The following is a 22244-nucleotide window of genomic DNA, read 5'->3' as shown; positions in this document are numbered from 1 at the left end:
CCACGGTGCGCATTACGGCGTAAATAATTCGGTGCGCGGCGGGGCGGTCGATTCACGCTCGACCAGTTCCGGCCTCAGGCGCACGTCGAGTACGGCGGCGTCGGGCGACTCGATGGCTTGCAAGATCAGCCGGGCCGCCTCGGTGCCGATGCCATGGTGGCGGATGCGGATGGTGGTCAAAGGCGGACGCATCATGTCCATGTAGGGCATGTCGTTATGCCCGACGACTGAAATATCTTCAGGGCAACTCAAACCCAGCTCCTTGATGGCGTCATAACAGCCGATGGCCATCAGGTCGCTGCCTGCCACCACGGCCGTCGTCTGCGGCGACTGGCGCAGCAGTTCCAGCAGCGCCGCCTTGCCGCACTCGCGCGAATAACCGCTGCTCTCGAAGACGAAGGCTTGCGACGGGTCCAGTTCACTGCCCCGGATGGCGGCCAGGAAACCCAGGCGGCGCATGTGGCCGGTGGACAGATTTTCCGGGCCGGCAATGTGCGCGATATGCCGGTGGCCCTGCAGCAACAAATGCTCGACGGCCAGGCGCATGCCCACCATATCGTCACTGACGACGCAGGAAGCGCCGCCCGTATCGTCGCTGCGGTTGACCATCACCAGCGGCACATTCTGGTCGATGCACATCTTGATGATGGGATCGTGGCGCCGCGCCGTGGCCAGGATCAGGCCATCCACCTGCTGCCCCAGCAAGCGGTTGATGACGAACAGCTGCTCTTCCTCGTCGGCGCCGACATTGGCGACGATGGCCAGGTAGCCGTGCTTGCGCAAGCCTTCCTCGATGCCCAGCAAAATGGGTGGAAAGACGGCGTTGGTAATGTCGGGCAAGACCACGCCGATGATGCGCGACTTGCGCGTGACCAGGGTGGAGGCGGCGCGGTTGGGGCGGTAGCCGAGCCGGCCCGCTTCGGCCAGCACGCGCGCGGCCACCTCGGCGCTGACCATTTGCCGCGTTTCCGGATTCATCACGCGCGAGACCGTGGAAAAATGCACGCCGCTGGCGCGCGCAACGTCGCTTAAGGTGGGGTTCTTGTTTGTCATGAGCTTCCCGGATCGCAATACCCGGATTTTATCGCAGAAATCCCCTTGCTCGTCAAAAACCGAGCAAACGCTTGCATTGAAAGAATGCCATTGTTCAAAGCGGTTTTGATACGCTTCCCATCAAACGAGCCTTGACAGCGTGCAAACGCTTGCATAACATGGCTCGGACTTACCACTCGGGCCTGCATGCCCTTCCCAGAATTCTTATGTCTACTTCCCACAGCAAGCACGCCGAACAAGACGGCGAAACCTTCAACCTGAAAGAAGCCGCCCTCGCCTATCACGCCGAACCGCGCGCAGGCAAGATTTCCGTGATGCCAACAAAACCGCTGGGCGACGCCCGCGCCCTGACCCTGGCGTACTCGCCCGGCGTGGCGTTTGCCTGTGAAGCCATCGTGGAAGATCCGCGCACGGCCGGCATCTACACCTCGCGCAGCAACCTGGTGGCCGTGATCACCAATGGCACTGCCGTGCTGGGCCTGGGCGACATCGGCCCGCTGGCCAGCAAGCCCGTCATGGAAGGCAAGGCCTGCCTGTTCAAGCAATTTGCCGACGTCGACGTGTTCGACATCGAACTGGCCGAGAACGATCCCGACCTGTTCATCGACACGGTGGTGCGCATGGAACCGACCTTCGGCGGCATCAACCTGGAAGACATCAAGGCGCCCGACTGCTTTTATATCGAACAGCAATTGCGCAAGCGCATGAACATTCCCGTCTTCCACGACGACCAGCATGGCACGGCCATCATCGTCGCGGCCGGCATCCTGAATGGCCTGGAACTGGTAGGCAAGGATATCGGCAACGTCAAAGTGGCCGTCTCGGGCGCCGGTGCGGCTTCGATCGCCTGCCTGGACCTGCTGGTCTCGCTGGGCCTGAACAAGTCGCTGCTGAAAGTATGCGACAGCCAAGGCGTGATCTACCCGGGCCGCGATGCCAACATGGAAGAAAACAAGGCACGCTACGCGAATGACACCAGCGACCGCAACCTGGCCGATGCCATGGTCGGCGCCGACATTTTCATCGGCGTCTCCAAGGGCGGCGTCGTCAGCGCGCAAATGGTCGAATCGATGGCCGCCAAGCCACTGATCTTTGCCCTGGCCAATCCGCATCCAGAAATTGCCCCCGAGAAAGTGCACGCCGTGCGCGACGACGCTATCGTTGCAACGGGTCGCTCGGATTACCCGAACCAGATCAACAACGTGCTGTGCTTCCCGTACATTTTCCGCGGCGCGCTCGACGTGGGCGCCACCACCATCAATGAAGAGATGAAACTGGCCTGCGTGCGCGCCATCGCCGCACTGGCGAAAGAACCTCTGCCAGGCCACACCACCAGCGCCCTGACGCCGTTGCAGCTGATTCCGTCACCATTCGACGAGCGCCTGCGCAGCTGGGTCGCACCTGCCGTGTCGCAAGCAGCGATTGCCACTGGCGTGGCGACGCGCGTGCCAGTGACCATCTGATGCGCATAAGTAGGATCTGCATACATTAGCAAATGTACAACAAGTTACCATTGCTTACAAAAAAACCATGATTAAAAACCATGGTTTTTTCGTTTTTGCCCCTGGGAGCGCACAATCGGTTGTTAATTAGTAAATTCCGCAAAGCCAGTTTTGCATGAACCTTCGATTAGAATGACGCCTACTATATGTTACTACCGTTGCCACAGTGGCGATGATGTGCGTTACCAAGGATATTCATGCTCGGTCTGACTTCAGTTTGTGTGTTTCTTTTTTCGGCATTGGCGCTGGCTGTCACCAGCGGATATTCATTCGGTGCCGTCGCCCTCCTGCTCGCCAGCACCTATCTGTTATGGAAACGCCCCCGCCTGAACCTGCAACGGCGCGATTATCTGCTGCTAGGCACCTTGCTGCTGTATTTCGGCATTTTCACCGCCAATATGCTGTACCACGCGGATCCAGCGCGCGAACTCGACATGCCCCTGCGCGCGTTGCTGGCCGTACCCGTGTTACTGCTGCTGCTGGCCTATCCGCCGCGCCCCGCCGCATGGTGGAGCGGCTTGGCCATTGGTGCCATCAGCGGTGCCGCTCTGGCTTCCTGGCAACTCCTCGCGCTCGAGATGTACCGCCCGCAAGCGGCGACCAGCAATGCCATTCACTATGGCAATGTCAGCATGCTGCTTGGCATGTTATCCCTGTGTGGCCTAGGCTGGACGCGTGCGCAGAACCACCGCATGGCATGGAGTATTTTACTGCTGGCAGGTGGCTTGGCCGGCATTCTGGGATCCATCATCAGCGGCAGTCGTGGCGGTTGGCTGGTATTACCCGTCGGCGGCTGCCTTTTTTCATACTATTTTTCGAACGGCCGCGGCCCACGCTATCTGGCCGTCCTGCTGGGTCTGGGTGCACTCTTGGCGGTGTCCATGCTTGCCTACACGCTTCCCAATTCCCGCGTACCTCAACGCGTTGCGGTGGCGATTGATGACATCCAACAATTTCAGGACACAGAAAATGTGACAACGTCTATAGGCCAGCGCATGGAAATGTGGCGCACCGCATGGTCCTTGTCGAGTAACGATATCTGGCTCGGCATGGGGCGCAGCGGCTATTTAGCTGCGAAGCAACAACTGGCAAACGAAGGAAAAATGGATAAAATCATTAAAGACTACACCAACGCCCATAACGATTACCTCGATGCACTGGTCAAACGCGGCATCATCGGCGCATTGGCCTTGCTGGTGCTATTCCTGGTGCCGCTGACCCTGTTTTTCCGCGCCCTGCGCCTCAGTGCCGCCCCAGCGCGGCCATATGCGCTGGCCGGCGTGATACTGTGCAGCTGCTATATGATTTTCGGCCTGACGACGAGCTCACTCACCTTAAATATCGGCATCATCATGCTGGTCTTCCCGATGGTGATCCTGTGGGCCATGCTGCGCCAGCAAGAGCGCATAGCCTGAGTTCGCTTATCACCTGACCGTTTTTGCCTTGCCTGCCAGGAATCTACTGATGCTCACGCCCGACCTGAAGCGCCTCACCGCGCTGCACGCGCCGTATAAGAAACACCTGGCCCTGGCCCTGCTGGCGATGGTCGTCACGGCAGCCACGGAGCCGCTGCTGCCGTATGCGCTCAAGTTACTGCTCGACAATGGCTTCGGCGGCAAGGTCAATTTCTCCTTCTGGCTGGTGCCTTTGATCGTGATCGGCATCTTTGCCATCCGTGGCGCCTCGACGTTTGCCAGCAGCTACCTGATGAGCTATGTCTCCACGCACATCCTCAACGAACTGCGGCGCAGGATGTTTGCCAGCATGCTGAACTTGCCCATCGACTTTTACAACACGCATACGGTGGGTAAAGTCATCAACTCCATCATGTTCGAGGTACAACAGATCATCGAGATGGTGACCAAGGTATTTACCTCGATCGTGCGCTCCTCGCTGACCGTGCTGGGCCTGCTGGCATGGCTGCTGTACCTGAACTGGGCACTGACCCTGGTCACCCTGGTGCTGCTGCCCGTGCTGACCATCGTTGTGCGCACCACGGGCAAGCGCCTGAAAAAACTCAACCGCGACTCGCTGGCCGTCAACGCCGAGCTGACCCAGGTCATCGAGGAAACCACGCGCGCCCAGCAAGTGATCAAGATCTTCGGTGGCCAGGACTACGAGAAGTCGCGCTTCGAGCAGCGCGCCGAGCAATTGCGCCGCTACAGCATGCGCATGACCACCACCTTTTCCGCTACCGTGCCCATCACCCAGGTCATCACGGCTGCGGCCGTGGCCCTGGTCATCGTCATGGCCCTGTTCCAGTCGGAGCAGGGGCAGATCACGGTGGGCGGCTTCGTTTCCTTCATCACGGCCATGCTGATGCTGCTGACACCCTTGAAACAGCTGGCCGAAGTCAACGGGCCCCTGCAGCGCGGCATGGCCGCCGCGGAAGAAGTCTTCCTGCTGATCGACAAGACGCCGGAGCGCACGGGCGGCAAGCCGCTGGCTGGCCGCTGCAGCGGCCGCATCGACTTCCAGGATGTCAGCTTTGCCTATCCTGGCCAGCAGGAACCGGCTTTGCAACACATCAACCTGAACATCACCCCGGGCCAGACGGTGGCCTTTGTCGGCATGTCCGGCGGCGGAAAATCGACGTTGGTCAGCCTGTTGCCGGGCTTTTACTCGGCCAGCAGCGGCCAGATTTTGCTCGATGGACAAAATATCGATGACATCGCCCTGAGCAGCCTGCGCAGCCAGATCGCCATGGTCAGCCAGAACGTGGTGCTGTTCGACGATACGCTGGCCGCCAATATCGCGTATGGCGATGCGGCGCCAGACCGGCAGCGCATCGAAGCGGCCGCCGCGGCCGCTTTCCTCTCGGGTGTCATCGACGGCTTGCCCGACGGCCTGGAAACGCGTTTGGGCGACAACGGCTCGCGCCTGTCCGGCGGCCAGCGCCAGCGCGTGGCCATCGCCCGCGCCATTTACAAGGATGCGCCCATCCTGATCCTCGATGAAGCGACCTCGGCACTGGACACGGAGGCGGAACGCGCCGTGCAAGCGGCGCTGGAGCACCTGATGCAAGGCAGAACGACATTAGTTATTGCTCATCGGCTATCAACAATTGAACGTGCGGAGCGTATCGTGGTATTGTCGCATGGGAAAATAATGGAAACCGGCAGTCACCAGCAATTGCTCGATGCCAACGGCGCGTATGCCAATCTGCATCGCCTGCAATTTTCCCAGCCAGTGGTTTGACACCCTCGAATAAATACCTGAAATCGTACTGATACATGACGCCTTTGATTCCCGCCGAACTTCTGCAAAAGTCGGACAAAATTCTGTTCATCGCCCATCTGGCGCTGGGCGACTTCACCTATCTGCAAAATGGCTTTCGCGCCTTTGCCGCGGCCTACCCCCATATTCAGATCCACCTGTGGGTCGATGAAGTGCGGCGCACGTCCGACGCAAAGCAGTGGGAAGGCTTGCGCACCTATTCGCTGTACGACTGGGTCGAGCAGTCGGGCCTGTTCGCCAAGGTTTACCGCAAGACCTACAGCCCGGCGCTCTACGAAGAATCACTGCGCGAGGCCAAGGAAGAGCACTATCCTGTCGTCGTGTCGCTGGCCCACGTGCGGCCGCAGCAGTATGCGGACCTTGCCCGTGCGATCAGCCCAACCGGGCTGGTGATCGGCACCCGCAAGCCTTTCAGCCCGCTGCGCCCCTGGCATTACCTGGCCTACCGCAAGATTGACGCCGTGCTGGCATCCTATGCGGGTCAGGATGCGGGCGAGCACCATATCAGCAGCGTGTATGCGGACTGGTTCCATCAATTGACGGGGCTCGACATTCCTGTCGCCGAACGCTACCCGTTCGTGGATATTCCCGCACACGCGTTGCAGCAGGCGCAGGAGCAATTGGCCGCCTGGGATTTTGCCCTGCGCCAAGGTCCTCTCGTCCTGTTGAACCCGTTTGCCAAGTCGCATAAGCGCGGCTGGCCGCTGGAACGCATTGCCGAGTTGATCGCACGCATGCAAAAGATGCCGAAATGGGAAAATGCCTGCTTCCTGATCAATGCCATGCCGCAGGAACTGGCCAAGGTCAATGCCGTGGTGCAGGCACACAAGTTGCCGCGCACGCAGGCTTTCAGCGCCGTCGACAACTTTTTCCAGCTGCCTGCCATGCTGGCGCAATGCGATCTGATCATTTCGGTGGAAACGTCGATCATGCACCTGGCGAATGCCGTGCATGTACCCGTGGTCGCGCTGATGCGCAAAAAGAACCCGGAATGGGCGCCATTCGACAGCGACAACAGCACCGTCATCACGGTGGCGCGGCGCAGCGACTGGGTCAAGGCAATTTCAGTCGAGCAAGTATTGAAGGCGATTGCCTAGCCATGCCTCCCAAGGGCTAAGCGCTGCCCAGCATGCTGATGCGCACCAGATCTGCCACATTATCGACGCCCAGCTTGTCCATTAGCCGGGCCTTGTGCACTTCGACGGTGCGCACGGAAATGCCCAGCGTTGGCGCGATATCACGGTTGTGCTGGCCCGTCACCACCAATTGCATCACTTCCCGCTCGCGCGGCGTCAACGCGCGCAGCAAAGCCTGCCCCTCCACCTGGCGCAACAACTGACTGCGGGCGTGCGCCTCGCGCGAAAACGCTTCTTCGATGGCCGCCAGCAACTTGTCATGGTCGAACGGTTTTTCCAGGAAATCGCTGGCCTGCGCCTTGAACGCCTGACGCGCCAGCGCCACGTCGCCGTGGCCCGTGATGATAATCACTGGCAACAGGCATTCCAGCTCCAGCAGGCGCGATTGCAGAGTCAGCCCATCCATGCCCGACATGCGGATATCGATCAGCAGGCAGCCGGCCCACTCGCGGCGCCAGCCCTGCAGGAAATCCTCGCCACAGGAAAACAGGGCCGTGCGGTAGCCGCGCACGCCCAACAGCAAACCCAGCGCATCGCGCACGGCCGGATCGTCGTCGACGATAAACACGGTCAAATTACTTGTCACCATACTCTCCTGTAGCGGCCGCACTGGCGCGCGCCAGGGGCAAGACAAAACGAAAAATACCATGCTTGCCCACTTCGGCCCATAGCTGGCCGCCATGCGCTTCGACAATGGCACGGCTGAGCACCAGGCCCAGTCCCAGGCCGCTGGCCTTGGACGACACGAATGGTTCAAACAGGCGCGCCGCCAGGCTATTCGAAATACCCGGCCCGCTATCTTCCACGGACAGCCGCAGCCGCCCTCCTTCGAGTTGCTCGGCAGACACCGTAATGCGGCGCTGGCCACGCGGCTGGCCCAGCACCGCATCCTGCGCATTGGCCAGCAAGTTACGCAGCACCAATTCGATCTGCAAGCGGTCGGCGTTGACGGCCAGTGGCGACGGCGGCGCCAGCACCAGCTCGATGCCATGCTCATGGAACAACGGCGTAAACTGGCGTGCCATGCCTTCGATCAAGGAGCTCGCCTCCACCGCTTCAAGCTGCATCGCCCCCGTGCGGAAGAAATCGCGCAAGCGGCGCACCACTTCCGCGGCCCGCCCCGATTCAACGATCATATGGCCGACGGCGCTTTGCAGCAAGGCACCGTTCTCGCCCCGCTCCAGCAGGTATTCGCATGCCTTGCCATAGGTCGACAGGGCCGTCAGGGGCTGGTTCAGCTCATGCGCCAGGGCAGCTGCCATCTCGCCGGCTGCCGCCAGGCGCATCGTATGCTTGAGCTCATCGGCGACCTGGCGCATTTCATCGACGACGATGCCAATAAAAAAGCCCACCAGCGCCAGCACGGCGTCGAGCATCTGCAATTCATAAAACTGGATATTGACCGCATGCGACCATTTCACCAGGGTAATGATGCATAGTTGCAGTACAAACACGGCCAGCACGGCACCATGCAATCCCTGGCGCGACGCGGCCCAGATCACGGGGAGAAACAGAAAGTAGAAATGCTTGTATTCGGAGCGCACGATGGAACCGAAGACGCTCCACAACACGAAGCTGGCCAGGGCCAGATAGGCCAAGGTTTCCCAGCGCCAGACGGCAGCGCGCAGGCGTTCGCGCCCCCGCTCGCTGACCAGCACCCAGATCAGCGGCATCGATACCACGATACCGACCATATCGCCTATGCCGAAACGCAACACGGCCGTCGCCCACTCGCCGGCCGGGATGCGCCCCGTCAGCGACAGCAGCGAAACATAGCCAAGCGCATTGAATATGCTGCCAAGCAGCACGATGGCGACCCAGGTGCTCAGGCGGCGGCGGTTATCGAAGATATCGCTGCTGCTGAAACTGCGCCGCAGGGCCGCGCCGATGCCGCCATAGCCGAGCACCAGCCAGGCCGAACACAGCAAGGTCAACGGCAGACCCGCCGGCATGCCGCGCACCAGCACTTCACCGGCCAGCAGGGCGATGAACCAAGGCAACGCGGCCTTGCGGCCATGGATCAGCCAAAATACCAGTCCCAGCGCAGGATCGGGATTCCACGGCGTGATGTTCAGCCCATACATCGGATCGATATACGTGACCCAGTCGAACAGGACATACAGGCCGACGAAGGCGGGATACTGCAGGTAGCGGGACAGGGATGGATGCATGAACGGTGTTTTCTGACTGTCCCGCATTATGCATCGCAGGCGCGCACCACGCCATGACGTATTGCGTCATAGGCACATCCGATAGTTTTCATACAACACCCTGCGCTAGTGATCGGCTGCCAGCGGCAACCGCACCTCCACCAGCAAGCCGATGCCACCATTGCCCCGGTGCAACTGAATCGAGCCGCCATGCTGGCGCACTACCGAGGCAACGATGGACAAGCCCAGGCCGCTGCCGGGCTGCCCCTGCTGGGGCGCGCGGAAAAAACGGTCGAAGACACGCTGATACAACGCCGGCGCGATGCCCGGCCCCTGGTCGGCCACGTGCAGTACCGCCTGGCTGCGTTCGGCATGCAGCGACACCGTCACGCTGCTGCCGCGCGGACTGTACTTGATGGCGTTTTCCACCAGGTTATCGATCAGCGATACCAGGCTCTCGCGCTGGCCCGGCACGCGCAGCGACACGCTGGCCTGCAGCTCCAGTTCGATATCGCCCGCCTGCGCCAGGCCGGACAGGGCGGCCAGCCGGTCTTGCAACAGGACATCGAGCACCTGCGGCTGGCGCTCGCCCGCCTCCGCCTGCACCTCGTTGCGTGTCAGTTGCAACAACTGCCCCACCAGCCGCGCGGCACGATTGCCGCTGTTCAAGATGCCGTCCAGCAACTCCTGCTGCCGTGGATCGCTGGCCTGTCCCTGCAAGGCCTCGACATTCACGCGCATGGCCGCCAGCGGCGTGCGCAGCTCATGCGTGGCATCGGCGATGAAGCTGCGCTCGCGCGCGGCGCTGGTATCGACCCGCTGCAACAGCGCATTGATATTGTCGACCAGCGCCGCCAGTTCGCCGTGCGGCGGCTTGAACGCCAGCGGGCGCAAATCCTGCGGCCCCCGCGACGCCACCTCCTGCGCCACCTTGCGCCACGGCCGCATGGCCAGGCGGATCGACAGCCACGCCGGCAACAGCAAAAATGGCAGACTGATCAGCAGCGGCAGCAAGTAATAGCCGCGTGAATTGATCGTGATGAAGAATTGCCAGGCGCCCCCCACTTCCAGTACGGTCACGCGCGTGCTCCCCTTGGCCAGGCTGCGGCTGCGCCAGGCCTGGCCCTTGATGTACACCACTTCCATCTGCTCGGGACCGGCGCTGCGGATGCCGCTGGGCGCATCGGGCGACTTGTAGACCAGCTTGCCCTCGCGCCAGAGCAGGATGCGCGGCGCCAGTTCCGGCACATCGCCCGTTTCAAACTCTTCGCGCAAGGCTTCATCGATGATGCGCAGGCTTTCTTGTTGCCTTTCAGGCTGTTCGGCCAGGTTATCGGCCACGCTGATGATGGCGCGCAACACCCCACGGTTCACATTGCTCGCTTCGCCCGTGCCCTCGAACAGTACATACGCCACCGCCAGGCTCCATAGCACGGTCAGCATCAGCATCTGCGCCATCATCAAGCGCCGCACCAGAGTGGGCTGGCGCAGCATGGCCCAGAAACGCCCCATCATGCGCCAGCGCCTGGCGCGGCGGCCATATTATCGTTTTGCTGGTCGATGACATAGCCGACGCCGCGCACGGTGCGGATATAGCCTTCGCCTATCTTGCGGCGCAAGTTGCCCATATGCACGTCCAAGGTATTGCTGGCATTGGCCAGGCCGCCCGGCAAGATATGTTCTTCCAGCACGCGGCGCGTGATGACGCGGTTGGCGCGCATCAGCAGGGTTTTCAGCAACGCATATTCACTGGCCGTCAGCTCGACCGGCCGGCCGTGCACGCTGACGCGGCGCGTGGGCACTTGCAGCAGCAAGCCGCGCAGCTCGATGGTATCGCCATCGAAGCCGTAGCTGCGGCGCGCCAGGGCGCGCACGCGCGAGAGCAGCTCGGCCAGCACGAACGGCTTGACCAGATAATCATCGGCGCCGCCGTCCAGGCCGCGCAGGCGCTGCTCCAGTGTATCGCGGGCGCTGAGGATCAGCACCGGCAGGCGCGCCGCACGCAAGCGGGCCAGGAGGTCGAGGCCATCGCCATCGGGCAAGCCAAGGTCCAGCAGCACCAGTTCGCAACTGTCGTGCTCGATACTGCGCGCCGCGTCTTCCAGGCTGCGCACCCAGACCACTTGCATGCCCTGGTCGCGCAAGGCAATCCGCACGCCGTTGCCCAGGTCCATGTCGTCTTCTATCAGCAATATTTTCATGCACGCTATTAAACCACCGCAAGCTGAAGAATGGGTAAAGAAGCCACCTTCATGCAATCTTCATGAAGGGCTCATTTTTCCTTCATGACGCAAGCCGATACTAGGCGCTGTTAACCGAGCCATTCCGGACTCGGTTCGCCACCTGACGGACCTCCTATGCACGCACCTACAGCCCTGCTGACCTCGCTGGCACTCGCCAGCAGCCTGACCCTGAACCCGCTGGCCGCAGCCGCAGCCGAACCCGCCGCGGAAAACGTCTTCACCATCGGCGGCGGGGTCGCTGCCATTTCCAGCTATTCCGGCGCCGACAAGATGTCCGCTTCGCCGCTGATCATTCTCGACTATGCCATGGCCAACGGCCTGTTCATCAGCACCTCGCGCGGCATCGGCTACGGCAGCCAGGCCGGTCCCTTCAGCTACAGCGCCGCGCTGGGCTACCGCGGCAACCGCGAAGACCACAAGCGCAAGGGCATCAACGGCTGGGGCGGCAGCGATTACCTGAAAGGCATGGGCGAAGTCAAGGGCAATGCCAGCGCGCTACTGAGCGCGGGCTATGCACCCCTGCCGGGACTGGCGCTGAGCCTATCGAGCGACATACCCCTGTCCAACCGCGAAAATGGCGCGAATGTGCATGTCGGCGCCAGCGGCCAAGTGTATGGCAGGGCTGATACCAAGGGCGTGCAGCAAGACAGCGTGACCGTCGGCGGACAGCTGGGCTGGGGCGAGCGCAAGTACGTGCAGACCATGTATGGCGTAACGGCGACGCAGGCGGCGAATAGTTCTTTCAAGCAATACACGCCCAAGGGCGGCTTCTATGAAGCGCAGGCCACCGTGAACTGGGAACACCGCATCGATGCGCGCTGGGGCGTCAATACCCTGCTCGGCGTCGAGCACCGCATGGGCGACGCGGCCAAAAGCCCCATCGTGCAACGCAAGACGTCGCCGATCGGCGCGGTATATATTACCTACCGCTACTAAGTACGTCGAATCAACGGCTGGCATAAGGGTAACCCGTACGCTGTTTCGCCAATTTACACGGGCTGGTGGCGTAGATAAGATGGGACGGTTTCCTCCCACTGCCAGTTCTGCCATGCATGTATCGCCCCTTGCCCCGCAACGCCTTGAGCGCACTCCAGACAGTGCTGCGCTCGACTGCGGCAAGGCGGGCCAGGATACCTTGCTACTGCTCTTGCCCGTCAAGCGCGCCAGCGACATCATCTACGGCGCGCGCTACGCCAAGCGGCTGCAGGAATGGGGCATCAAGGTCAGCGTCAGCGTGCTGCATGTGACGCCTGCGCCGCTGCAGCAGGCCGATGGCGTACCGCAGAGCGCTGGCGATGGCCACACGCTGGACCTGGCAACGCAGCACATGATGCACGAAGCGGGCCTGTACCTGAGCCGTTCGCATATCGCCTTCAGCACCCATATTTTCGCCGGTGAGCTCCTCTTCACGATACTCGACATGGCTGAACTGCTGGGTTGCCATGAAATCGTCTTGCCGGCCCTCAGGCACAGCCCGTGGCAGCGCCGCTTTTCCGGCACCCTGGCGCGCAAGCTGGCGCGCGCCACGCGCTGCGCCACCGTGTTGCTGGCCGACACCGACGGCATGAGCGGACCGCCGCCGGCCTGAACTGTTACCGCCGGCACCGCCTGCCAGCGCCTACCCTCTCCTCATTCACCATGGAAAGTGCCTGATGACACAAGCAATCACCCTGCATGCTGGCCTCGCCAACATGTCCCCCGGCTTCTCCCGCGTGCGCGAGATGCTCAAGCTGCAATTACGCGCGCGCCTGCAGCAACGGCAGACGCGCATCTGGCTGCAATTGCTCAATTCCCACCCCATTTTCGCTGACCTGCTGCAAGCTTATCCCCGCCTGGTGCACAAGGTGTACCGCCACTACCTGAGCAAGAACCTGTCTTGCCGCCAGCGCGTGGCCTTGCTGGTCGAACATTATCACTTCATCCTGCAGCAGGGCTGGGGCAAACTGATGGCGCAGGCGGCGCGCGCGCCGGTGCGGCTCGGTACGGTGGCGGGAAAATCGGGCGCGCCTTACCATCTGCAACTGTGTTCGCTGCAGCCGATGGACCGCGAAGGCGAGATGGTCTTGCAACTGGCGCATGGCGATGACGTGATCTACTCGGTGGCTTTCACCTTCTTCGGTTGCCGCACGCGCTCGGGCATGGGCGTGGGCATCGGCTGCCTCCAGGGTCCGCGTGGCGCGGAAGGCTTGCGCCGCGTGCGCGAGGCAACGCGCGATCTGCATGGCATGCGCCCCAAGGCCCTGATGGTGCGCCTGGTGCGCCAACTGGGGCATGAGCATGGCTGCCGCAACATGATTCTGGTAGGCAATGCGAACCGCACCGTGCATCACTCGGCAAAGAAAGGCCGTCTGTTCGCCGACTACAATGCACTATGGCAAGAACTGGGCGCACAAGCGCGCAAGGATGGGGACTTTGAATTGCCATGCAACAACCTGCCCTTTCCCGCCATGGAAGACATTCCCTCGAAAAAACGTTCGGAAGCGCGCAAGCGCCACGAACTGACATTGGCGATGATCGCCAGCCTGCGTAGCGGCTTCGACGCCCATCGCAACCCTGCCCAGGCCGCCATGGCCAATACCACGCCAGCGGCCAACGCTACACGCCAGTCCATCGACCAAGGCGACGACTACGCTTCTGCCGTCGCCTGATATCTCCAGGCCATCGCACGACGCCCCGCCCCCGCGTCATTGCCTGCAGCCAGTTCCACAGCCCTCCTCTGTCCCCAAAGCACACGCGTAAAACCCGCCTGCCGCACAATCCTGTTACGCTAGCACTATCGGACTGCACTTCAGGTGCGCCCGTCCCCCAACGCTTACTAGGAGGCAAGTCATGCGCGTAGACATCTACCGCCGGGCCGAGCACGACGGCATTTTTTCCTACCTCGCCGTGCCGGAAGGAAAGATCATTCCTGAAGAAGTTACCAATACCGACTGGCAACTCGATGTGCGCGCCAGCGAGGTGGCCGACGATGCCCAGGCCTTGCCCGACTACCATATCGCACAGCCGCACCAGCAAATCGCCGCCAAGGGCTATGCGATCACCAGCCTGAAAGATATGTAAATGTAAAAAAAGCCAAACCTGAATGTCCCTGGTTTGGCTTTGTTCGATGCAGCGCGCCGCTACCGGTCAGTATTCGACCGCCACCTCTTGCGCGCCCAACAGCTGCTCGAGGGCCGTCTGCAACTCATCCGAAGGCGCCACCTTCCATTCTTCGCCAAACTGCAATACGCAACTGATGCCTTGCGGGCTGACGCGCGCAGCAATCGGCAAGCCCGTCTCGGTGCGGTGCGGCATGATCACGTCGCGGATGCGCTTGGCGTCCAGGGTGGCTGGCAATACCAGGCCCAGCTGGCGGCCATACTGCACGCGCGCGGCGATGATGTCGAAGGCGCTCTCGGCCGTAATACGCAAGCCACCCGAGAAGCGGTCTTCCGACACCTTGCCCACCACGGCGAGGAATTCGTCTTCCTTGAAGATTTTCCTGTTGGCATCGAACAATTCGCCGTACACCGTCACTTCCACCGTGCCGCTCTTGTCATCGAGCGTGACGATGAGAATCTTGCCGCGCTGCGTCATCTGCGTGCGCAGGCCCGTGATGACGCCAGCCATCATGCGCGGCTCGCGCGACGGCGACAACTCGGACAATTTCGTGCGCGCAAAACGGCGCGCCTCGGGCGCATACGAATCGAACAAGTGGCCCGACAAGTAGAAACCCAGGGCGATCTTTTCTTCCGTCAAGCGCTGCTTGTCGCTCCACACGGGCACCTTGACATACTCGGGCGGCGCCACCATGTCGCTGTCGTCGCCACCAAACAGGCTCACCTGGTTGGCTGCCTTGGCGGCCTGGTCCGCGCATTCCATGGCGAATGCCACGGAGGCGAGCAGGATGGCGCGGTCGACCTTCAGGCAATCAAACGCGCCGCTGCGAATCAGGGACTCGATAGTGCGGCGGTTGATCTGTTTTTTATCCACCCGCTTGCAGAAATCGAACAGGCTGGTAAATGGCCCGCCCACCGTACGCGCGGCGATGATGGCTTCGATGGCATTCTGGCCGGAACCCTTCACGGCGCCCAGGCCATAACGGATCTGCGTGACTTTCTTGCCGCTGACGGACGGCGCTTCGCCGCTCGGCGTGAAGCGGTAGTCCGATTCGTTGATGTCTGGCGGCAACAAGGTCAACTTGCAGATTTCCAGCGCATCCTCCACCAGGATCTTGATCTTGTCCGTGTCGTCCATGGCCAGCGACAAGTTGGCGGCCATAAAGGCGGCCGTGTGGTGCGCTTTCAGATAAGCCGTGTGGTATGACAGCAAGGCGTAGGCGGCGGCGTGCGACTTGTTAAAGCCGTAGCCGGCGAACTTTTCCATCAAGTCGAAGATCTCGTCGGCCTTCTGTGCCGTCAAGCCATCTTTCGCCGCACCGGCGCGGAAAATCTCGCGGTGCTCGGCCATCTCTTCGGCCTTCTTCTTGCCCATGGCGCGGCGCAGCATGTCGGCGCCGCCCAGCGAGTAGCCGCCGACGATCTGCGCCATCTGCATCACCTGCTCCTGATACACCATGATGCCGTAGGTTTCGGACAGAATCGCTTCCGTGCGCGGATCGGGATAATCGAAGCGTTCGCCGTGCTTGCGCTTGCAGAAGTCGGGAATCAGGTCCATCGGGCCCGGGCGATACAAGGCGACGAGCGCGATAATGTCTTCGAAGCGGTCGGGACGGGCGTCTTTCAGCATGCCCTGCATGCCGCGCGACTCCAGCTGGAACACGGCCACGGTCTTGGCCTTGGTCAACAAGTCGTACGATGGCTTGTCGTTCAGCGGCAAGGTTGCCAGATCAAAATTGGCTTGCGCCGGATCAAGCTGCTTGATGTAGCGTACGGCACGGTCGAGAATGGTGAGGGTCGTCAAACCCAAAAAGTCGAACTTCACCAAGCCGACGGCTTCCACGTCATCCTTGTCGTACTGCGACACCACGCCCGAATCGCCGCCCTGCGTGTACAGCGGGCAGAAATCGGTCAGCTTGCCCGGAGCGATCAGGACGCCCCCCGCGTGCATGCCGATATTGCGCGTGATGCCTTCGACTTGCTGCGCCAGGTCCAGCAACTGCCTGACCTCTTCCTCGTTTTCCAGGCGCTCCTTGAGCAGCGGCTCTTCCTCGATGGCATCGGCAATCGACACCGGTTTGCCCGGCTTGAACGGAATCAGCTTGGAAATGCCGTCGCAGAAGTTGTAGCCGAAATCCATCACGCGGCCCACGTCGCGGATCGCGCCCTTGGCCGCCATGGTACCGAAGGTGGCGATCTGCGAGACCGCCTCCTTGCCATACAGATCCTTGACGTGCTGGATGACGCGGTCGCGCCCTTCCTGGCAAAAGTCGATATCGAAGTCGGGCATCGAGACGCGTTCGGGATTCAGGAAGCGCTCGAACAGCAGGTTGTATTGCAGCGGATCGAGGTCGGTAATGAGCAGCGAATACGCCACCAGCGAACCGGCACCGGAACCGCGGCCCGGGCCGACTGGCACGCCGTTTTCCTTGGCCCACTGGATAAACTCGGCCACGATCAGGAAGTAGCCGGGAAATTTCATGTTGCAAATCGTGTCCGTCTCGAACTTCAAGCGCGACTCGTAGCGCGCACGCTCCTTTTCGCGCTTTTCCGGGTCCGGATACAGCTGGATCAAGCGCTTTTCCAGGCCGGCCTGCGACTCGGCAACGAGAAACTGGTCGATCGTCATGCCGTCCGGCGTGGGGAAATTCGGCAATTGCGGCTTGCCCAGGGTCAAGGTCAGATTGCAGCGCCTGGCGATTTCCACCGAATTGGCCAGCGCGGCCGGCAAGTCGGCGAACAGGTCGGCCATGTCCGCCTGCGACAGGAAGCGCTGGCTGTCATTGAAGCGTTTCACCCGCTTGGCGTTGGCCAGCATTTCGCCTTCGGCGATACAGGTGCGGGCTTCGTGGGCAATAAATTCTTCTGGGGAAATAAATTGCACGGGATGCGTGGCGACGACCGGCAAGCCCAGCTTGGCTGCCAGCGCCACCGCATGGCGCACCTGTGCCTCCTGATTGGCCTGGCCGCCACGCTGGATCTCGACATAAAAATGCCCGGGGAAAATCTCGGCCCAGCGCTGGGCGTTGCGTTCGGCCAGGGCCAGATTGCCATTCTCAATAGCTGTACCGACATCGCCGAAATGCGCGCCGGACAGCACAATCAAGCCATTTGCCGCGCTGTCATCCGGGTACAGCGCATAGGTATTCGTCGCCAGCGCCTGCAGCCACTCGATGCGCAGCTCGGCGCGTCCCTTGTACTGGTTCGTCAGCCAGGCCGTCGACAGCAATTCGCACAACTGCAGATAGCCCATGCGGTTCTTCGCCAGCAACAGCAAACGCGACGGCTTTTCGCGGTTGTCGTCATTCGTGATCCACACGTCGACGCCGACGATGGGCTTGATGCCCTTGCCGCGCGCTTCCTTGTAAAACTTGACCATGCCAAACAGGTTCGACAAGTCGGTAACGGCCAGCGCAACCTGCTTGTCCTTGGCGGCCGCCTTGACCACATCGTCGATACGCACCAGGCCATCGACGATCGAGTACTCCGAGTGCACGCGCAAGTGTACAAATGCGGGGCCTTGCGCAGCTTGCAGCGTCGCTTGCTGTGAACCTGCCGGAGCGCCGGCCTCTTGCATTACCATTTCCATCTGTGTGTACCGTTTCCTGCAAAATTCAATGGGGTCTATTCTACCGCGTCGCGGCCCCGGACCGGCGATGCGGCTCCAGCCAGCGGGCAAGAAATTCCAGCCGTGCACGTGGCAAAACCTCGCCTGCCGTCGCCTGTCGTGTATCCCGCCTGGCCCGTCGGGCTTATAATATCGGCTGTTCAGTCTAACCCGATCGCCATCATGCAAGCCTCTACCGCCGTTTCCGCCACCATCAGCCCACTGGCCGCCACGCCCGCTGCCACTTTTGTCAATATTGCCGCGTATAAATTCATTACGTTAGCCGATACGGAGGCCATGCGCCCCTTGTATCAGGAGCAATGCTTGGCGCTGGGCCTGAAAGGCACGATCCTGCTGACACCGGAAGGCCTCAATATGTTTCTGTCGGGCACGCGCGAGCATATCGATACATTCCTCGCCTGGGTGCGTAGCGACGCGCGCCTGGATGATCTGGAATGGAAGGAAAGCTTATCAAACGAGCAATCTCACAAGCGCATGCTGGTCAAGCTGAAAAAAGAAATCATCACCATGCGCATGCCGCTGATCCAGCCGGAACTGGGCCGCGCTCCGTCCGTCGACGCGCACACGCTCAAGCGCTGGCTCGATGCCGGCGTCGATGATGCGGGCAAACCCGTGGTCATGATGGAAACGCGCAACGCATTCGAAGTGGACGTGGGCACGTTCAACAACACGCTCGATTATCGTATCGACAAGTTTACGGAATTCCCGGCCGTCGCCGCCGCCCACAAGGAAGAACTGGCAGGCAAGACCGTCGTCACCTTTTGCACGGGCGGCATCCGCTGCGAAAAGGCCGCCATCCACATGAAGGAAATCGGCTACGACAGCGTGTACCAGCTCGATGGTGGCATTTTGAAATATTTCGAGGAAGTCGGCGGCGAGCACTACACGGGCGACTGCTTCGTCTTCGACTACCGCACGGCGCTGAACCCGAAGCTGGAGCCGACGGAAACCGTACAGTGCTTCGTCTGCCGCGCCGTTGTTACGCCGCGACAGCAGCTGGCGCCGGAATATGTGTATGAGGTGTCTTGCCCGCATTGCTTTAAAAATAGCTTTTCAGAAACTAATTAAAGGCGAAGGTGATTTTGCTTACCGGTGGCACCGCACGTCTCCCACCGAACTATTGCAACGGATGGGGCGTGCCATGGGTCATTCGGCACGACTCGTGGCTGTTCCAGCCAAGCGGCTGAAATTGGTGGCAGCAATACTTGGCAAGCAAGACATGGCACAGCGTCTGTGTGGCCCCTGCAGGTAGATTCCGAAAAAAGCAACGCTTGTTGGGATGGCGCCCCCAAGCACTCTCGATCCAGGTTTGCAAAAAGCAGCGAAAGGAAATACCAATGAAAATAATATTTGACCTTATACTGGCATTGATCGCATCGCTCATTTTAGTCGCTCCCGTCATCATCGTGGCGTTACTGGTTCGCTTTGCCTCACCCGGATCAGTACTGTACTGGTCCGACCGTGTGAGACGTAACAATAAAATCTTCAAAATGCCGAATTTCCGCAGCATGCTGGCCGGTAGGCCTGCAGTCGCCACCATCTGTTGGCGGATGCCCGCCCACCTTTGACACCGTGGGAAATTTTCTGCGCAAGAGCAGCCTTGAGGAGTTACCGCAGATGTGGGTATTATTTTCGGTAACATGAGCATTATCAGTTCTCGGCCTGCGCTTCAATATATTTATTCATCGAAATCTATTTGAGAGCATTATTGTCGATTCGACTTCCTCAGTAACCACAATAAAAATGAAATTATTTCTTGGATTTTCCCGTTTTCAGAAAAAGTTGGTTGCCGCATCAGTTGACCTTATTTTTTTACCACTTACTTTTTACTTATCTATCTTATTAAGATATGACACTGTTACTCCGGAACTATTTTCACATTATCTTTGGCTGATTGCCGCTACCCCGCTGGTATCAATTCCCATATTTATGCGTCTGGGACTGTACCGTGCAGTTATCCGCTTCATCGATCAAAAAATTGTCTACATGGTGATACTTGGCGTTACTGTATCAGTCGCTCTCCTGGTTGCGCTGAGCGCTTTCGCTGCGCACATGGAAGGTTACTCTCGCGGCGTCTTTGGCATCTACTGGGTCAGTGCAATCACCTATGTTGTAGCCAGTCGTTTCTTTGCGCGCGGAATTCTATTGCAACCGAGCAAAAAAAATACAGTTATCCGCGTGGCTATTTATGGTGCGGGAAAATCCGGCACGCAGTTAGCCAGTGCGCTGCGCGCCGGCCATGAATATCGACCTGTTGCCTTTATTGATGACATGAAAGAACTTCAAGGTTCGACCATTTCGGGCATCAAAGTTTATCCTGTGGCCGGCTTGCAGCCGGCTATCGAAAAAAATCGGATCAGTGAGATCCTTCTCGCTATGCCATCCATCAGCAAAAGCAAGCAACGCCATATTCTTAACGTTGTTGAAAATTACAAGGTCAAGGTAAAGGTCGCACCACCAGTAGAAAGTTTGGTCAACGGAGAGTTGCGCATGCAGGACGTGCGTGATATTGAAATCGAGGATTTGTTGGGACGCGACCAGGTGACACCAGACTTGGGCTTGATATCAAGTTGCATTACTGGAAAATCAGTGATGGTGACTGGTGCAGGCGGTTCGATTGGATCTGAATTATGTCGCCAGATCATCAAGTTGCAACCGTCACGCTTAATCCTGCTCGAGATGTCGGAATTTGCCCTGTACTCCATCAAGCAGGAATTAAAAGGAATCAATAGCACGCATAATCTCGATGTTGAACTTATGCCATTCCTGGGAACGGTGCTCGATACTGAAAAATGCAAACGTATTCTGACCACGTTTAATGTGGAAACGTTATATCATGCAGCCGCCTACAAGCATGTGCCTTTGGTTGAGCATAATCCCATCGAGGGCGTGCGCAACAACGTATTTGGCACACTCAGTATTGCACAAGCAGCCGTGGCGGCAGACGTCAAGTGTTTTGTGCTCATCTCCACCGACAAGGCCGTACGTCCAACCAACGTGATGGGCACGACCAAAAGGCTGGCCGAGTTGATTCTGCAGGCCTTCTCGCGAGAACACTCGCGTACCCGTTTTTGCATGGTGCGATTTGGAAATGTGCTTGGTTCGTCAGGCTCGGTGGTCCCGCTGTTCCGCAAGCAAATCGAAGCTGGAGGCCCCATTACGCTGACCCATCCCGAAATCACCCGTTATTTCATGACCATTCCAGAAGCGGCTCAACTGGTCTTGCAAGCGGGCGCCATGGGGGAAGGAGGTGATGTCTTTGTGCTGGACATGGGCGAACCTGTCAAGATCATGGATTTGGCCGAACGCATGATTCACCTGAGTGGCCTGGAAATAAAGAGCAAATCGGCTCCGGATGGCATAGAGATAGAGCATGTCGGCTTGCGTCCAGGTGAAAAACTCTATGAAGAGTTATTGATTGGCGACAACGTCGAAGGCACAGAACACCCACTGATCATGCGGGCACAAGAATCCGAGCTTCCTTGGCCAGAGCTTCAAGTGTTCCTGTCTGACCTCGACAAAGCCTGTAATCAGTTCAATTTTGAAACTGTGAGGGAATTATTATTGGCTGCAGTCAAAGAATACACGCCTCAATGTGGCATCGAAGACTTGATATGGAATGAACGAGGCCGCAAGCGCATGCAAATTAACAAGGGAAATGAAGTTTCACTATAAAATATTTCTGCCATATCCTGGACTATGACGCTGCTTGACAGCGTCATAGTCCAAGAAGCTGTATCCCTCCTGCCTGCGCGCCCAGACAGCGCACACGACGTACACTCAGTAGCCCCCCCATACTAATTAATGCCACCCACAAGCATTCGATACACGTGGACCAGATCGCGCCTTGCGAATAGTGATGGCCAGCTTGCTGTCGCTACCAATGTCAAATAAATATTACCAAAATACAATTCAAGCTGGCCGCACAACTGGCCACGATTGAAGTCGAGATCGAGCAATTGATGTTGATGATCGCCAAGCTGTAGCGGATGCAGTTCGGCCGCAAGCCCGAGAAGCTCGGCCGCCAGATCGAGTAATGGAAATTGCAGTTAGGGCACTTACAAGCCTCGAAGGGTGAGGCTGGTTTGCGTCAACTATCTTGGCCGGTCGGCGTCAATTATCTTGGCCGGTGAAGCGAGTTGTTGTTAATCCTTCTGAGTTGTCGCCTTGCCGCTGGCCGGCGCCTGCGCCGACTTC

The 22244-nt window shown here is 59.6% G+C and carries 16 protein-coding genes and 1 pseudogene; 11 read left to right on the top strand and 6 right to left on the bottom strand.

Annotation, left to right across the window (positions count from 1 at the left end; genetic code table 11):
• Positions 1 to 12: 12 nt before the first annotated feature.
• Entirely contained in the window at positions 13 to 1053 is a 1041-nt protein-coding gene (locus tag ACQ4W6_RS14115) for a LacI family DNA-binding transcriptional regulator (protein ID WP_436567809.1), read from the bottom strand.
• A 206-nt stretch (positions 1054 to 1259) separates the two neighbouring features.
• Between ACQ4W6_RS14115 and ACQ4W6_RS14110 the strand changes: the two are divergent.
• The 4 genes and pseudogenes from ACQ4W6_RS14110 to ACQ4W6_RS14095 all read left to right on the top strand — a co-directional run.
• A pseudogene (locus ACQ4W6_RS14110) lies at positions 1260 to 2498 on the top strand (malic enzyme-like NAD(P)-binding protein); the annotation flags it as partial.
• 254 nt (positions 2499 to 2752) lie between these two features.
• A complete protein-coding gene (locus tag ACQ4W6_RS14105) occupies positions 2753 to 3970 on the top strand; it encodes an O-antigen ligase family protein (protein WP_436567808.1) in 1218 nt (405 codons plus the stop codon).
• A 49-nt stretch (positions 3971 to 4019) separates the two neighbouring features.
• Positions 4020 to 5753: a lipid A export permease/ATP-binding protein MsbA gene (gene msbA / locus ACQ4W6_RS14100; protein WP_436567807.1), complete on the top strand. Its 1734-nt coding sequence runs from the start codon at positions 4020 to 4022 to the stop codon at positions 5751 to 5753.
• A 35-nt stretch (positions 5754 to 5788) separates the two neighbouring features.
• Positions 5789 to 6889, top strand: coding sequence for a glycosyltransferase family 9 protein (locus ACQ4W6_RS14095; RefSeq protein WP_436567806.1), 1101 nt, complete (start codon positions 5789 to 5791; stop codon positions 6887 to 6889).
• Between the two features lie 16 nt (positions 6890 to 6905).
• Here ACQ4W6_RS14095 and ACQ4W6_RS14090 read toward each other — a convergent pair whose 3' ends face one another.
• From ACQ4W6_RS14090 to ACQ4W6_RS14075, 4 genes are all read right to left on the bottom strand, one after another.
• Positions 6906 to 7517 carry a response regulator transcription factor gene (locus ACQ4W6_RS14090; RefSeq protein ID WP_436567805.1) on the bottom strand — a complete coding sequence of 204 codons (612 nt, stop codon included), beginning with the start codon at positions 7515 to 7517 and terminating at the stop codon, positions 6906 to 6908.
• Positions 7504 to 9099, bottom strand: coding sequence for an ATP-binding protein (locus tag ACQ4W6_RS14085; RefSeq protein WP_436567804.1), 1596 nt, complete (start codon positions 9097 to 9099; stop codon positions 7504 to 7506). The genes ACQ4W6_RS14090 and ACQ4W6_RS14085 overlap by 14 nt, the downstream gene beginning before the upstream one ends.
• A gap of 105 nt (positions 9100 to 9204) precedes the next feature.
• Positions 9205 to 10593, bottom strand: coding sequence for an ATP-binding protein (locus ACQ4W6_RS14080; protein ID WP_436567803.1), 1389 nt, complete (start codon positions 10591 to 10593; stop codon positions 9205 to 9207).
• Positions 10590 to 11279, bottom strand: coding sequence for a response regulator (locus ACQ4W6_RS14075; protein ID WP_436567802.1), 690 nt, complete (start codon positions 11277 to 11279; stop codon positions 10590 to 10592). The genes ACQ4W6_RS14080 and ACQ4W6_RS14075 overlap by 4 nt, the downstream gene beginning before the upstream one ends.
• Before the next feature lie 156 nt (positions 11280 to 11435).
• Here ACQ4W6_RS14075 and ACQ4W6_RS14070 point away from each other — a divergent pair, with 156 nt between their 5' ends.
• The 4 genes from ACQ4W6_RS14070 (at position 11436) to ACQ4W6_RS14055 (ending at position 14381) form a co-directional block, all read left to right on the top strand.
• Positions 11436 to 12257 (top strand): MipA/OmpV family protein, encoded by an 822-nt coding sequence (locus tag ACQ4W6_RS14070; protein ID WP_436567801.1) that lies wholly within the window; start codon positions 11436 to 11438, stop codon positions 12255 to 12257.
• A 112-nt stretch (positions 12258 to 12369) separates the two neighbouring features.
• Positions 12370 to 12909 (top strand): universal stress protein, encoded by a 540-nt coding sequence (locus tag ACQ4W6_RS14065; protein WP_436567800.1) that lies wholly within the window; start codon positions 12370 to 12372, stop codon positions 12907 to 12909.
• Positions 12910 to 12973: 64 nt separating this feature from the next.
• On the top strand, positions 12974 to 13969 hold the full coding sequence (locus tag ACQ4W6_RS14060) for a VirK/YbjX family protein (RefSeq protein ID WP_436567799.1): 996 nt from the start codon (positions 12974 to 12976) through the stop codon (positions 13967 to 13969).
• A gap of 181 nt (positions 13970 to 14150) precedes the next feature.
• On the top strand, positions 14151 to 14381 hold the full coding sequence (locus ACQ4W6_RS14055) for a DUF6139 family protein (RefSeq protein WP_436567798.1): 231 nt from the start codon (positions 14151 to 14153) through the stop codon (positions 14379 to 14381).
• A 66-nt stretch (positions 14382 to 14447) separates the two neighbouring features.
• On the opposite strand, the gene dnaE is transcribed toward ACQ4W6_RS14055, so the two are convergent.
• A complete protein-coding gene (gene dnaE, locus ACQ4W6_RS14050; RefSeq protein WP_436567797.1) occupies positions 14448 to 17996 on the bottom strand; it encodes a DNA polymerase III subunit alpha in 3549 nt (1182 codons plus the stop codon).
• 213 nt (positions 17997 to 18209) lie between these two features.
• Between dnaE and ACQ4W6_RS14045 the strand changes: the two genes are divergently transcribed.
• The 3 genes from ACQ4W6_RS14045 (at position 18210) to ACQ4W6_RS14035 (ending at position 21722) form a co-directional block, all read left to right on the top strand.
• Positions 18210 to 19115, top strand: coding sequence for a sulfurtransferase (locus tag ACQ4W6_RS14045; protein WP_436567796.1), 906 nt, complete (start codon positions 18210 to 18212; stop codon positions 19113 to 19115).
• 269 nt (positions 19116 to 19384) lie between these two features.
• Complete coding sequence (locus ACQ4W6_RS14040; RefSeq protein WP_436567795.1) at positions 19385 to 19615, top strand: sugar transferase; 231 nt, start codon at positions 19385 to 19387, stop codon at positions 19613 to 19615.
• A 175-nt stretch (positions 19616 to 19790) separates the two neighbouring features.
• Positions 19791 to 21722 (top strand): polysaccharide biosynthesis protein, encoded by a 1932-nt coding sequence (locus tag ACQ4W6_RS14035; protein WP_436567794.1) that lies wholly within the window; start codon positions 19791 to 19793, stop codon positions 21720 to 21722.
• Positions 21723 to 22244: the final 522 nt, after the last annotated feature.

It is taken from the genome of Janthinobacterium woesei, assembly GCF_051380875.1.
Taxonomy (GTDB): Bacteria; Pseudomonadota; Gammaproteobacteria; order Burkholderiales; family Burkholderiaceae_D; genus Janthinobacterium.
The sequence above is the reverse complement of the archived record's forward strand: the minus strand, read 5'-3'. Positions and strand labels throughout refer to the sequence as shown.

Excerpts from the sequence above, each read along its gene's own strand:
- ACQ4W6_RS14085 (WP_436567804.1), bottom strand. The coding sequence starts at position 9,099 with ATGCATCCATCCCTGTCCCGCTACCTGCAGTATCCCGCCTTCGTCGGC.
- ACQ4W6_RS14105 (WP_436567808.1), top strand. The coding sequence starts at position 2,753 with ATGCTCGGTCTGACTTCAGTTTGTGTGTTTCTTTTTTCGGCATTGGCG.
- ACQ4W6_RS14080 (WP_436567803.1), bottom strand. The coding sequence starts at position 10,593 with ATGATGGGGCGTTTCTGGGCCATGCTGCGCCAGCCCACTCTGGTGCGG.
- ACQ4W6_RS14065 (WP_436567800.1), top strand. The coding sequence starts at position 12,370 with ATGCATGTATCGCCCCTTGCCCCGCAACGCCTTGAGCGCACTCCAGAC.
- ACQ4W6_RS14060 (WP_436567799.1), top strand. The coding sequence starts at position 12,974 with ATGACACAAGCAATCACCCTGCATGCTGGCCTCGCCAACATGTCCCCC.
- msbA (WP_436567807.1), top strand. The coding sequence starts at position 4,020 with ATGCTCACGCCCGACCTGAAGCGCCTCACCGCGCTGCACGCGCCGTAT.
- dnaE (WP_436567797.1), bottom strand. The coding sequence starts at position 17,996 with ATGCAAGAGGCCGGCGCTCCGGCAGGTTCACAGCAAGCGACGCTGCAA.
- ACQ4W6_RS14035 (WP_436567794.1), top strand. The coding sequence starts at position 19,791 with ATGAAATTATTTCTTGGATTTTCCCGTTTTCAGAAAAAGTTGGTTGCC.
- ACQ4W6_RS14055 (WP_436567798.1), top strand. The coding sequence starts at position 14,151 with ATGCGCGTAGACATCTACCGCCGGGCCGAGCACGACGGCATTTTTTCC.
- ACQ4W6_RS14090 (WP_436567805.1), bottom strand. The coding sequence starts at position 7,517 with ATGGTGACAAGTAATTTGACCGTGTTTATCGTCGACGACGATCCGGCC.
- ACQ4W6_RS14070 (WP_436567801.1), top strand. The coding sequence starts at position 11,436 with ATGCACGCACCTACAGCCCTGCTGACCTCGCTGGCACTCGCCAGCAGC.
- ACQ4W6_RS14115 (WP_436567809.1), bottom strand. The coding sequence starts at position 1,053 with ATGACAAACAAGAACCCCACCTTAAGCGACGTTGCGCGCGCCAGCGGC.
- ACQ4W6_RS14040 (WP_436567795.1), top strand. The coding sequence starts at position 19,385 with ATGAAAATAATATTTGACCTTATACTGGCATTGATCGCATCGCTCATT.
- ACQ4W6_RS14095 (WP_436567806.1), top strand. The coding sequence starts at position 5,789 with ATGACGCCTTTGATTCCCGCCGAACTTCTGCAAAAGTCGGACAAAATT.
- ACQ4W6_RS14045 (WP_436567796.1), top strand. The coding sequence starts at position 18,210 with ATGCAAGCCTCTACCGCCGTTTCCGCCACCATCAGCCCACTGGCCGCC.
- ACQ4W6_RS14075 (WP_436567802.1), bottom strand. The coding sequence starts at position 11,279 with ATGAAAATATTGCTGATAGAAGACGACATGGACCTGGGCAACGGCGTG.